Raw genomic sequence first — 12,326 nt, 5'->3', positions numbered from 1 at the left:
AGCGTGACAACATTTCACCCCTTGTCGTTCTTAGATATCCTTCTAAATACTCCCTGATCCTCCCCAGCTTTCTCCAAAGACACAGACTAGGGTCTTGGACAAGCTTGCGTTATAATGGTCCCATCCCTGTATAAATAAATTACCTTATTAAGCTAATCCTAGATCAAAGGAGTTCTGCATTCATGTCCTATAAACAAATTAAATGGATGATTCTGCTGATCCCCACATTCACGGTAGGCATCTGGGAATATATTCGTCATCAGTTTCTGATGCCGTACCTTTCGATGGATGCCGGAAACTGGTTAACGCCGGTCATCGTTTACCTCGTCAGCGTGACACTGCTCAGCCGATTGTTCCGCATGCTCGAAGGTGCCAGGGCTGCTCTGGAGCAGGAACGTGCAGCGAAAGCAGCCCTGGAAGCTCGTGACCAATTGGCAAGAGAACTTCACGACGGCATATCTCAGTCTCTTTTCCTGCTGTCAGTGAAGACCGATAAAGCCGGCCGTAGTCTGGCAGGGAGCGGACATGAGCATGAGATCCAGGAGATTCAAAAAACCGTGCATGAAGTCAATACATATGTAAGGCAAGCTATTGCACAGTTGCGTTTTGTTCCTTCCTCTACGGTAACATCAGAAATTATTTCACTGCATGCGCAGGTGGAAGTGCTCGTCAAAGAAACGGTACCCGGTGCACAGATTCATTGGGACCTAAGGGGTGTAACGTTCTCTTCCAAGGAGCAAGTGGAACTGCTCGCCTGTATCCGGGAGGGGTTACTGAATGTACGCAAACACGCGCAGGCTACCCGCGTTCAGGTTCATGCGGAAGGTAATCCAATTGCCTGGTTCATTTATATTCAGGATAATGGGAATGGACTAAGCGGAGATCCTCTTCATCTGAAGGATCGGTACGGACTGCGAATTACGAAGGAGCGTGCTGCCGAGATGGGTTGGTCTTTTACCCTCGATTCAAGACCGGGGCATACACGAATGACGATAGGGAAGGAGCATGCTTAATATGGAACATGTACGTGTATTGGTTGTTGATGATCATGCGCATGCGCGTGAAGCGATCTGTAGCATTTTATCCGAGGACAGCCTGTTTGAAGTGATTGGTACAGCTTCGAATGGACAGGAAGCGCTGGAACTCACTGGGCAATGGATGCCCGACCTGATCCTGATGGACGTGCAGATGCCGGGCATGGATGGGCTGGAAGCCACCCGTCAGATCAAGCTGCGATTCCCTTATGTTATCGTTGTTATGGTCACGGTATCGGATGATGTGACGTTTCTGTTCGAAGCACTGAAACAAGGCGCTCAAGGCTATTTGCTCAAAAATCTAACGCCTTCCACCTGGCTTGAATACCTGCGCGCCATCGTCAGTGACGACGCACCGCTCAGTAAGGAACTGGCTTACCGGATTTTACAGGAGTTTCCCGCACCACGCAGTGAAGATGTGCAAGATAACCCGCTAACGGCGCGGGAGCTTGAGATTCTGCAATGGGTATCCGCGGGATATACCAATCGGGAGATCGCCGATCAACTCGGTATTTCAGACCAGACGGTGAAGAATCATCTAAAAAACATTTTGCAGAAGCTCCAGCTGGAAAACCGGGTACAACTCACCCGCTATGCGCTAGAGAGCGGGCTTGCGGGACGTAAACTTCGCAAATAGCGTGGCTTCGTAGCAATATGTGAATGGTAGCATAAACTTATCCCACACCAATATGAGATTTGTAACATAAGACGAGATGGGTGCTCTGTACCATACACATTCATGCTTTTGTCACAATTATGCAGACCAAATCGTTTTTTTATAGCCCAATGTAGTCATACGCAGTCATTTTGGACAAAGTTATAATGGGATAGATTGTGTATAAAGGACCCGGATTGACTACAAATCTATAACCTGAGGGTGATGATTTTTTGATTTTGACAAGCTTTACCCTGAAATGGGGCAAACGGCACTGGGCATTGGTCACCTGTCTGTTGCTTGTGTGCTGCCTTGTTATGCCACAGTGGGCATCTGCCCATGCTTATATTGTTAAGGCTTCGCCAGGAGAGAACGAGATCCTCGTAGCTGCTCCGGAGCGGCTGACGGTGGAGTTCAACGAATCCTTGCAGACGGCCTTTTATGATATTAAAATTACCGGGCCTGACGGTACTCAGGCAGATGACGGAACCGTACAGATCGATGCGGATCGCCCTCATATTCTGGAGACTGGCCTGAGGGCTGGACTCGGGAACGGGACTTATGCCGTCAACTGGAAAGCTGTGTCTGCCGATGGACACCCAATTCAAGGGGCATATGTTTTCCATATCGGAGAACCGTCCGGTTCTCCTGCCGGACTAAGTGATCTTACATCTGGTTCCGGTTCAACAGGTGGGCCGCTGAAATGGATCGTATCCCTGACAGACTGGATTCAGTATCTCGGATTGTCTGTCATCCTGGGGACACTTGCATTCTTGCTGCTGCGAATTGCACCAACATCCATGACAAGAGAGCCTATGGATGTTCCAGGTAGCTACAGACTGTTATGGATCAGTTATGCTGCTGCTTCCTTTGCCGCTCTGGTCAGCCTGCCACTGAATACGTTGTATGAATCTGGTGTGGCTCTGAGCGAACTAAGCTGGGCACTGATCGGAAGTGCGCTCAAACTGACATCCTTTGGCCAAATCTGGATGTTACAGATCCTCATTGTAATGCTGCTGGCCGTCACGATTCTCTCCGGATATGATCGTGATCGATCCATCCGTGCTCGCATCTGGTCTTCTTACGGGTCACTCGTGCTCGTGCTTGGATGGCTGTTCACTCACGCCATGACGGGACATCCGGCTGCGGCGGATCAACGTGCTCTCGCTATTGCCATGGACTTCGTGCACCTGATCGGTGCGGCGTTCTGGATTGGTGCATTGACTGCCATGGCGATATGTCTGCCTCCCCTCGCCGACAAGCTGCCTTCCAAGGTGCGAGGAGAAGTCTACTGGACTGCCATACGCAGGTTTACCGCTTGGGGAATCGGCGCTGTAGCCGCTCTGGTCGCTACAGGAATATACAGTAGTCTGATTATTCTACCAGCGCCTGTACTGACCTCCTTGTTCACTACAGCCTATGGTCTTGTGCTGATCGGCAAGATCGTGCTGCTAATTGTGATGGTTATCTTGGCATGGCGTCATGCGCGACTCGCTAGAGCAGCAACGGGGAGCAGATTATCCGGCAGCCTAAAAGCCGAGCTTGTTACTGGTGCTGTAATTCTCGCTCTGGCCGCCGTATTGACACATCTGTCACCGGGGCAACCAGTAGCAGTCGGACCGTATCAGGAGACAAAGACTACAGATGATGGCTCGGCAATCACACTTCAGGTGAGTCCCAATGTGACGGGAGAGAACCAATTCGAAGTTGATGTGAAACGTGCAGATGGCAGTATCGTTAATGATCTGGAACAGATCACACTGTCACTCACACATCTGGACATGGATATGGGGATCTATGAGATCACCATTCCGAAAAACGACACCGGTATGTACAAGGCTGAAGATTACATCTCCATGCCTGGACGTTGGAATATCAAGGTACACCTGCTAACCAAATCGCTGGATGCACTGGATGCCGAATTCGAGATCGACACTGCCAAACCATAGTTACACAACGTTGATATTGAAAAGTGATCCTATCTAAAATTAGTATTTCTACTAACAGCAAATGTAGTGAAGGGAACGAATTGATTCTGGAGAAGCGAAGCACTCGCCTTTATTCCCGGATTTCAACTGACTTAATATAAATTCAACTAATGTTTACACTGAAACGGAGAGGACAGAAAAAACCTGAAAAAGCGAAACGTTCGCCTAAAAGCTTTCTGAAAGAAAGCTGCTTCGGAAGCATATGCTATCACCAGATTTTCCCCTTTGAGAAAAGGGAATCAAAAAAATCTGGGGATAACAGCGATTGGAGGGTTATTCTGTCATCGGAGTGTATGTGTAAATCAAATTTAGTTAAATTTTAAAATTCCGGGAATAACGGTGATCGAAAGAACAATTCGTAACCGAAACGGCCTTTGCAGAACGTAGACACTCATTTAAGAAAATGGGCCGCATCATATATGATAAGAACTGAGAGGGGTTATTTATTTTGAAGAAAACATCATGGATTTCCAAACTAACATCCACTATCGCAACAGGTACCGCAGCATTTATGCTATTTGCCGGATTCGCTAGCGCGCACGTTACCGTTAGCCCATCCGTTGCACAGACAAGCGCATGGCAGACGTACACGATTAAGATTCCATCCGAGAAAGAACTGCCTACAACCAAAATCACCATGAAAGTTCCGGAAGGTGTTGCATTCAAGCAATATCAACCTCTGGCAGGCTGGAAAATCACTACAGAGAAGAACGATTCCAATGAAGTAACATCAATTACGTGGGAGATTGACGGCGATAACGAAGGCATTTTGGCAGGACAATTCCAGCAGTTCAACTTCGTTGCACAGAACCCTAAGTCTGAAGCTGAAGTAGCTTGGGATGCCTTCCAATACTACAGTGATGGCAGCATCGTAGAATGGACAGGCCAACCAAGTGATGCCAACCCGCACAGTATCACAACGATTAGCGAAGATCCGGCTGCTGCTGGTAATGATGCGGCAGGTGGAGGTCATGCCAACGATGGACATGATAGTGCAGGTACAGAAGGCGCCACTGGGGATAATGCAGCTACCGACGATAGCAAAGCAAACGATGACACTACGTTGGGCGATGCACTCAATGACACCGTTACAGGTGAACCAAACAACACGGATACAGACCCGGGTACACTGAAGCTTCAACAAGCAACGTTGATCGTATCCATCCTGGCTCTGATTCTGTCCTTCCTGGGAATCGCGTTGGCTACACGTCGCAAAAAACGTTAAGAACTAACTTACAGTTTTACGAAAACCTGAAAAAATTCAGATAACAAAAAGCCTATGGCATTTGGGATTAAACCCGATGTGCCGTAGGCTTTTTAGCTATCATCATTTTGATTGGCTACCCATGTTCTTTACAATCCGTGGTTTAGAACTAATCATGCCGCTCCACGGTCACACTCTTATCCACACTGATTACCATCCGCAATATGGCATCAACCCGTACCGCTCTTTAGCGTTCCTGATCCGTCTGGATCATGATCTCAATGTATTGCAGCAAGCTTTTCTTCTGCTGTTCAATGGATTGAATACGTCTGGACAGGCCCGCAAAAAACTCTTCAATCTGCTGTCTTGTATGATCTGCTGACTGGCCTTTCCAATCGTTCAGGCGACTGTATAGCGCCCGCGCTTCCTGTTCATCGGCTTGCAGACGGGCAAGCAGCTGTGTCAGTTCTTTTTCCGCAATCCGAAGATCATTCAATTCCACCAGCAATTGTCCACCCACTCGTGTTCCCCTCCCCTATGTACGTGATATCAATGCTAGCCTCCCAGAAATCCTTAATTAAAAATGAACTGGACTCTCGTCTGCCTGCCGGAAAGCATCCGCCTTCTCATCAATAAAGTTCAGGAACTGGCTGGTGTGTTTCATATGCCATGTGCCAAGCTCATGAATGGACGCGTCCAATTGGGTGACAATTGGCTCCAGCCTGCGACTACGGCTTGTATGGAGATATTGGGCCATGCGGGTTCGCACCTGATTCAACTCCGCATTGCACTGTTGTGCATTTTGCTTCCACCGTGAAGCGACACTTTTCAGTTCTTCCGGCGTTACCTGAATTAGTCCGGAAGCTCCCCCCACTGAGCCGACACCTGCAACCATCTTGCTGGTCTGCGCACCAAAGCTACGCATAATATCCGCAAGCTCCGTCATGATATTGGAAGGTTCACGGGGAGTTTTATTGATTTTCTCACCAGTGATAGGGTCGTATAGATCATTGGAAATATAACCATTCTCGAACTGATACTGCTTCAGGTCGTGGTATTCCTTCCCACCAAAGGTGTTACCCATCTTATCCCCCATGCTCATGTTGTCATTCATGTCCTTGTAATTAGAGTTGATGTAATACATGGAACCCACATGGCGATCATAGCCACCAAAGAATCCACTGGCAACAAAGTCGCCCGGGTGACCAAAGTTTACGATCTGATTATCGAATCCACCCTCTTCTGCCTTGCGTTTCAGTGATGGAGTTAAGCTGGATATTACAGATGGCGCACTAAAGGTTACTGCCGTCATTCCCGTATTCGCCGCTGCATACTGAGCATTTCCGCCGCCTAGTGAATGCCCTGTCAGAGAGAAGTCCAAATTCTTGTATTTGTTCTGCATATCCTTCGCATAGTCTTCTGCTTCGTACATTTGATTCGGAAAAGGGTTCAGCTTTTTATCAATCTGCCTATCCAGCTCACCCAACGCATTATCCAAATGGGTCAGTCCAGTGACGTCTTTTACCTTTTGAATTCCACCTGATAACCAATCGGGTGTGAAATCCGTAGACTGTTCAATTTTCCTGCCCAGTTCGGGGATCGCAATCTGACCATCCGCCAGAAAATCAAGCCCTTTACGATCCCATCCGGCACTTCCTTCTGTTCCTCGGTAAGAAATGACCGCCTGCCCCGTTTCCTGATTGTAAAAAGTCACTGCGTCAAACCCGGAATAACCGTTGCCATGCGTATCCTCAAGCACTTGCCATCCTGGTAAATTCGAATATTCGGTACCTGCTTTGGCATTTTCATAAGCCAGTTCCGACATCAGACGGTATGTTTCATCATCAATTCTTGGTGTATCCCCCATGTTATGTTCACCTCCAAAAATTCATTACAATCTACTTGGCAAAAGGATCGTGGCCTTTCTCAATGATGGCTGCCTTGATTGCAGGGCTCATTCCAAAATTTTTGATCTTTTTATCATTATAGTCATAGGAAATAGTGAACTCCTGATCCTCCTGATCTACCACATGCCCTTCCATTGCAATCGAGTCCAGTGCCATTTCGGGTAGCAACTCCTTGCTGGTAATAACAACGTTCATCTCATACTTGTCTTTGAAATATTTGACCGCTTTCGCTTCTGCTTCCTGAAAAAGTGCCTGTTTCTCACTTTCTTTCATGTTCTGACAGCCTCCCAAAATAAAGATAGATAGCACAATTAGTAAGAATACACATACCTTTTTTTGTATTGGCCTCATACCAATCACCTTCTTCTTATGATTTCAATGTATATGTGCACCCAATGAATCAGGATCATTCACCCATGCCCTCTGCTTCTGTTAACTGAATCATAGTACAAAATCAACATGACCACATCGGCTGAGAGCATCGTTTTTATGTATCTTTCTTCCTATATGATTCATACGCGTGTTCGCGTGTATATTACCCGATTTCCTGAATTTTGCATCATAAATGTTTAAAGTATTTGATATTTCCCTTCCACGGCAAAAAGAGCCTACTCTTTGTAAGAGCGGCCCTTTTTTACATACATGACTTTTATGCCAATGCCATCTGCAGCGCAGTCAGCGCAATCCCGATAACAAATCCGGTAACAGCTCCGTTGATCCGAATCCATTGCAGATCCTGTCCAACCTTATCCTCAATCATCGAAACCAAAGTGGCATTGTCCATTTTGTCCACATTTTCGCGTACCAGTTTACCGATTTTGGAATGATTTTTCTCCAGCAGTGTTGTGACGCCATCTACGATCTTGGCATTCATGCCTGTCATCAACTCGTCATCTGCCCGCAGATCAACCAATACCCGCTCAATGGCAGGCAGTGCATACGTATCTACATACTGTCCATCTTCCATCGCGGCGAGCGCCTTGTCTCTCAGTTCGGTGAGTTTGTTCAGCACCGTTTCCTCTGCGTTCCAGCCCTCCAGCATGTTGTTCTTCCAGCTGTTGATTCCATCTTGCATAGCCTCGCTCATTGCCAGACGCACCGTCTGGGTACGTACCATATCAAGCACCTTATACCTTAGAGCGCTGCCTTCACGTTTCATATCCTCTACCCGATCGAAGAGATATCCTTGTAAAATGCCACCCAGACGCTCCTCGTTCATATAACCAAGGAACGCATTCATCGCAAACTGCATCAATCCGTTCATTTGAATGCCGCTGATCGCTTTCATCCCGCTTTCACCCAAAAACATGATCGTCTCGGGTTTAACCAGCCACTCCTCAGCTTGCTTCAGTCCATAGTCCAGCGCTTTGGCATCGTAACCCCGCTCTGTCATCTGATGGGCAGCCCGCTCCAGAATCGGACCCAGATCAAAAGCGCCCGCCTGTGACTTGATCTCAGCCGCTACGAGTGGAGCAATCTGCTCTAACGGCAGACCAGCCAGAATTCGTTTGCAGAGCGTATCAATCATGGTCTTGATTCCGTCATTGTGAAGCTCACGTGTCAACGTATCGAGCACTGTCTCTGCTGCTTTGAAATCTGCAATTTTCTCGGTAATGCTGTCTTTGTTGAGCAAGTTATTCTCTACTGCGGAGACCAGACCTTCCGTCATTTTATCCCGATTTTTCGGCAGCAATGCCGTGTGTGGAATGGGAATGCCGAGCGGGTGCCGGAATAATGCGGTAACGGCGAACCAGTCCGCAAGTCCACCTACAAGTCCCGCTTCAAATGATCCTACCAGCAACTTGCCCACGGGAACGCCCTGGAACGGCAAGGATGCAGCAAATCCTGCTCCCATTACCACGAGAGACCAGGCTGCTGCTTTTTTGGTTTGTTTAGGTTTAGCCATTGTATTCTTGCTCCTTTATCGTTAGTCGTACGGTCTGGTCTGTACCCAATTCCGTACTTCGTCTGTTCTTATGTAAACTCTCCAATTACAAAGTCTTGACTTCCATATTTCGTATACTTCATCTTATCACCCACAAGCGTCAAAACCAAACCTCTGGTTGAATAAAAAGGATAATAGCGGTGTTTACGTCGTAAACACACCGCTCCCTTTTCCTATACCAGAAATAATTTAGTATAATCAATCATAACGGCCCTTCGATATCGATTGGCTGCTGAACAGCAGGGTAATTACATAGTGGAACAATGAATCAATCAGAGGAGGAATTTCGGACCATGAAACACGTGCAGGACACAACCACGCTCTATAACGGAGTCAAAATGCCCTGGCTAGGTTTTGGGGTATTCAAAGTTAAAGACGGAGACGAAGTCGTTCATGCTGTCAAAACAGCCATTCAAGCTGGTTATCGTAGCATCGACACTGCCAAAGCATATAACAACGAAACAGGTGTCGCTCAGGGTATTCGTGAATCTGGAGTAGCTCGTGAGGATCTGTTCATTACCACTAAAGTATGGAATAGTGATCAGGGATATGAATCCACGCTAGCTGCCTTTGAAGCCAGCATGGAACGACTCGAGCTGGAGTACCTGGATCTCTATCTCATCCACTGGCCGGTTAAGGGCAAGTACAAAGATACATGGAGAGCACTGGAGAAACTCCATAAAGAAGGACGCATCCGAGCGATCGGTGTGAGCAACTTCCAGATTCACCATCTGGAAGACTTGATGATCGATGCCACGGTCAAACCAGCGGTTAATCAGGTGGAGCTTCACCCACTTTTGATTCAGTCGGAGCTTCGTGAGTATTGCAACAAACATCAGATTCAGATCGAAGCCTGGTCTCCGCTCGGACAAGGTCACCTGATGGATCATCCGTTACTTCAGGACATCGCCGCCAAATACAGCAAATCCCCCGCACAAGTCATTCTGCGCTGGGATCTGCAGAACGGCATCGTGACCATACCAAAATCCGTCACGCCTGAGCGTATTCGCGAGAACGCCGATCTCTACGATTTTGAGTTAACTCCGGAAGAAGTAGAGCAGATTAACGGACTGAACGAGAACAAACGCTTTGGTTCCGATCCCGACAATTTTAATTTTTAATATAAACATCATAATTCGATTACACCCGCCTTCGATCTCAGAAGAGCGGGTGTTTTGTCATGTGATGTTATAGGCAATCTATTCGTAGTTAAGAATGGAGGCGAGGACAGCTATTCAGTACCGAATCTGTGCCCAAAAAAAGTTTTTTTGACAGTTTAGAACTATTTGATCTCCTCATCAGTCTAACGAGTGTAAAGCGAACTCAAGCACTTATATAGAATCCAGGCCTGGAACGAGCGGTGACTTGAATATTTAGGTTTATCATGGGGGGATCAGGAGTGATAAGACTGAACCATAGAAAGACAAAAGAAGAACAGTTCAGCGAAAAAATAACAGAGATTCAAAATAAATTATATCGACTGGCATACTGCTATGTTAAAAATGAACAAGAAGCGCTGGATATCGTATCCGAAGCGGTCTATAAAGGGTTCATCGCTTATGGAAAGATGGACTCCATGACTTATTTTGATTCCTGGATGTCACGAATTGTGATTAACACAGCGATAGATCATATTCGACGCAACCAGCGATTTACCTATATGGAGGATCATGCGCAGGAGTTTGCGGCTCCAGAGCGAGGGGCATCCGTGGAAGAGAAAATGGATCTGTATGATGCACTGGATCGACTCGTACCCGAAGATAGAGCCTACATTATATTAAAGTTTTTTGGTAATATGCGTTTTCGAGAGATCGCTGAAGTGCTCTCCCTGTCAGAGAATACCGTGAAGTCAAAATTCTATCGGATTATCAACAAATTAAAAATGGATTTAACCGAAGGAGAGGTTGGAGATCTATGACTAGTAAAGAACGTTATGAAAACATTGAAATTCCAGCTCAACTTCCAGATGTTATTCGTCGTGCCCAGCAAAAGGCTGCCGCTCGCAAAAGCTCATCCCGTATCATTCGCTACGCTTCCAGTTTGGCAGCATGTGCCGCTTTGCTGCTCATTATCAACATTCCTACTGTCGCAAACGCCATGGTCAAAATACCTGTGGTCGGAACGATTGTTCAGGTCCTTCAATTCGGCGATGGCGGCAAGATTACGGATGGGGTAACCGTAGGTTCAGAAGCAACTGAAAATACGCTTAAAATTAATTTTAGCACCGACGAGCAAGATCAGACTAATGATGCACCCCATTATAATGTGGTGCACAAAGAAGCACCGAATCGTATCCTCTTCACGTTTAGCGGTGCACGTTACATGGATATAGAGAAAGTCAAAGCCGACTTCATGACTCAGCCTTTAGTGAAAGATGTATATGGTTCCATGATTTTAGACGACTCTTCCGTCGGATTCGTCGTTGTTTTAAAAGAAGGGGTACAGTATGCCGTAACGGAATTCAAGAACCCTGGATACCTGGAAGTGAAACTGACTTCCGACGGCAAACCGGTCACACCTCGGAAGGTATACTCTCTCCGCACAGAATCAATGCCTTTTGGAGAATCGATGGGTATAATTAAAGAATCCTATCCGGATGAGGACATCTCTTTCCTCAAAACGTCCACTGGTGAGTTTACAGCAGTTATTGGAGAATATCTTACCGCTGAAGAAGCTGAACAGAAGCTCAAAGAACTCGCCGGGCAACCGGATTATCATGAGGAGTTTTATGTGGACAGCTGGATGAGTAACGAGAATCCCAAATGATCCGTCATCGCTAAAAGTGATGCTGATCCAAAAGGGAATGATCTATCCCTGAACTAGGCATAGACCTCAGCATACTTAATACGCTCAATCCCAAAAAATCCCGATTCGGATGCTCTGAGCATCTCCAATCGGGATTTTCACATATCAAAACCTATTCGCTTTTGGATACCAGCTTGAAATCATCAAAGTGGAAACCTGGCGCAACTACGCAAGTGACCAGTACAGGCTCATCACCCAACGGGCGTGCTGTCTGCCATACGCCGGCTGGAACGAGCACCTGTGGTGATTGACCTGCAGCAATATCCATACCCAGAACAAGAACTTCCTCGTTCTCCGGGTTCTCTCCGTTGCCGCCCAGCTTCAGTTCAACTGGACTGCCGCTGTGCCACAGCCAAAGTTCATCGGACAGAACCGTATGCCACTCGGAGATTTCATGTGCGTGTAGCAGGAAATACGTGGAACTTGCCGAGAATCGTGGGCCGGAGTATGTATCCGGCAGAACGGACTGTGGAATCTGATAAGATGCCTTCCATTCTTCCTTATACCAACCGCCTTCAACGTGAGGCTGCATATTAAGCGCAGCAACCAATGGCGATAATTCATGTGTCGTCATAACCTGTTTCCTTCCTTCTACATCATATTGGAGACACTCCTTAACCAGAGTTTCGCCTCTCTCCCCCTACTCTAAAACATCATTCAAGTTTTGTCACCTTGACAGCACATATGGGCCATGCCAGATTCGGTCTCACGGTATTTTACATATGATTAAAGAAATATTTCATTTCCAATGATAGCGTTTACAAAAAGATGGATGTTCCGTTATGATA

Annotated in this window: 12 protein-coding genes; 7 read left to right on the top strand and 5 right to left on the bottom strand. The window is 46.9% G+C overall.

Features of this window, described 5'->3' with window-relative positions; genetic code table 11:
- Positions 1 to 182: 182 nt before the first annotated feature.
- The 4 genes from F0220_RS02380 (at position 183) to F0220_RS02365 (ending at position 4,902) form a co-directional block, all read left to right on the top strand.
- The gene (locus tag F0220_RS02380; protein ID WP_091018405.1) at positions 183 to 1,013 is read left to right on the top strand and encodes a sensor histidine kinase; all 831 of its coding nucleotides are present in this window, start codon (positions 183 to 185) and stop codon (positions 1,011 to 1,013) included.
- 1 nt (position 1,014) lies between these two features.
- Positions 1,015 to 1,671, top strand: a complete 657-nt coding sequence (locus F0220_RS02375) for a response regulator (RefSeq protein ID WP_036616682.1) — start codon at positions 1,015 to 1,017, stop codon at positions 1,669 to 1,671.
- Between the two features lie 257 nt (positions 1,672 to 1,928).
- Positions 1,929 to 3,638, top strand: a complete 1,710-nt coding sequence (locus F0220_RS02370; protein ID WP_146118072.1) for a copper resistance CopC/CopD family protein — start codon at positions 1,929 to 1,931, stop codon at positions 3,636 to 3,638.
- A 487-nt stretch (positions 3,639 to 4,125) separates the two neighbouring features.
- Complete coding sequence (locus F0220_RS02365) at positions 4,126 to 4,902, top strand: YcnI family copper-binding membrane protein (protein WP_223199837.1); 777 nt, start codon at positions 4,126 to 4,128, stop codon at positions 4,900 to 4,902.
- 226 nt (positions 4,903 to 5,128) lie between these two features.
- On the opposite strand, the gene F0220_RS02360 is transcribed toward F0220_RS02365, so the two are convergent.
- The 4 genes from F0220_RS02360 to F0220_RS02345 all read right to left on the bottom strand — a co-directional run bounded on the left by F0220_RS02360 (position 5,129) and on the right by F0220_RS02345 (position 8,694).
- Positions 5,129 to 5,401, bottom strand: coding sequence for a hypothetical protein (locus F0220_RS02360; RefSeq protein ID WP_017691024.1), 273 nt, complete (start codon positions 5,399 to 5,401; stop codon positions 5,129 to 5,131).
- A 57-nt stretch (positions 5,402 to 5,458) separates the two neighbouring features.
- Entirely contained in the window at positions 5,459 to 6,748 is a 1,290-nt protein-coding gene (locus F0220_RS02355; protein WP_105601555.1) for a Tle-like phospholipase domain-containing protein, read from the bottom strand.
- A gap of 31 nt (positions 6,749 to 6,779) precedes the next feature.
- The gene (locus F0220_RS02350) at positions 6,780 to 7,061 is read right to left on the bottom strand and encodes a hypothetical protein (protein ID WP_105601557.1); all 282 of its coding nucleotides are present in this window, start codon (positions 7,059 to 7,061) and stop codon (positions 6,780 to 6,782) included.
- Between the two features lie 376 nt (positions 7,062 to 7,437).
- Entirely contained in the window at positions 7,438 to 8,694 is a 1,257-nt protein-coding gene (locus F0220_RS02345) for a DUF445 domain-containing protein (RefSeq protein ID WP_105601558.1), read from the bottom strand.
- Positions 8,695 to 9,026: 332 nt separating this feature from the next.
- On the opposite strand from F0220_RS02345, the gene F0220_RS02340 reads away from it, so the two are divergent.
- From F0220_RS02340 to F0220_RS02330, 3 genes are all read left to right on the top strand, one after another.
- Positions 9,027 to 9,854 (top strand): aldo/keto reductase, encoded by an 828-nt coding sequence (locus F0220_RS02340; RefSeq protein WP_105601560.1) that lies wholly within the window; start codon positions 9,027 to 9,029, stop codon positions 9,852 to 9,854.
- Positions 9,855 to 10,132: 278 nt separating this feature from the next.
- Positions 10,133 to 10,651, top strand: coding sequence for a sigma-70 family RNA polymerase sigma factor (locus F0220_RS02335; protein ID WP_223199836.1), 519 nt, complete (start codon positions 10,133 to 10,135; stop codon positions 10,649 to 10,651).
- Positions 10,648 to 11,499, top strand: coding sequence for a hypothetical protein (locus tag F0220_RS02330; RefSeq protein ID WP_091018394.1), 852 nt, complete (start codon positions 10,648 to 10,650; stop codon positions 11,497 to 11,499). Before F0220_RS02335 ends, F0220_RS02330 begins: the two co-directional genes overlap by 4 nt.
- Before the next feature lie 151 nt (positions 11,500 to 11,650).
- On the opposite strand, the gene F0220_RS02325 is transcribed toward F0220_RS02330, so the two are convergent.
- Entirely contained in the window at positions 11,651 to 12,112 is a 462-nt protein-coding gene (locus F0220_RS02325) for a cupin domain-containing protein (RefSeq protein WP_017691032.1), read from the bottom strand.
- Positions 12,113 to 12,326: the final 214 nt, after the last annotated feature.

The organism is Paenibacillus sp. 37 (genome assembly GCF_008386395.1).
Taxonomy (GTDB): domain Bacteria; phylum Bacillota; class Bacilli; order Paenibacillales; family Paenibacillaceae; genus Paenibacillus; species Paenibacillus amylolyticus_B.
Note: the sequence above shows the minus strand (reverse complement) of the source record. Positions and strands in the feature narration are given on the sequence as shown.

Coding starts and splice junctions, on each gene's coding strand:
- F0220_RS02380 (WP_091018405.1), top strand. CDS start 183: ATGTCCTATAAACAAATTAAATGGATGATTCTGCTGATCCCCACATTC.
- F0220_RS02350 (WP_105601557.1), bottom strand. CDS start 7,061: ATGAAAGAAAGTGAGAAACAGGCACTTTTTCAGGAAGCAGAAGCGAAA.
- F0220_RS02375 (WP_036616682.1), top strand. CDS start 1,015: ATGGAACATGTACGTGTATTGGTTGTTGATGATCATGCGCATGCGCGT.
- F0220_RS02330 (WP_091018394.1), top strand. CDS start 10,648: ATGACTAGTAAAGAACGTTATGAAAACATTGAAATTCCAGCTCAACTT.
- F0220_RS02325 (WP_017691032.1), bottom strand. CDS start 12,112: ATGACGACACATGAATTATCGCCATTGGTTGCTGCGCTTAATATGCAG.
- F0220_RS02355 (WP_105601555.1), bottom strand. CDS start 6,748: ATGGGGGATACACCAAGAATTGATGATGAAACATACCGTCTGATGTCG.
- F0220_RS02345 (WP_105601558.1), bottom strand. CDS start 8,694: ATGGCTAAACCTAAACAAACCAAAAAAGCAGCAGCCTGGTCTCTCGTG.
- F0220_RS02340 (WP_105601560.1), top strand. CDS start 9,027: ATGAAACACGTGCAGGACACAACCACGCTCTATAACGGAGTCAAAATG.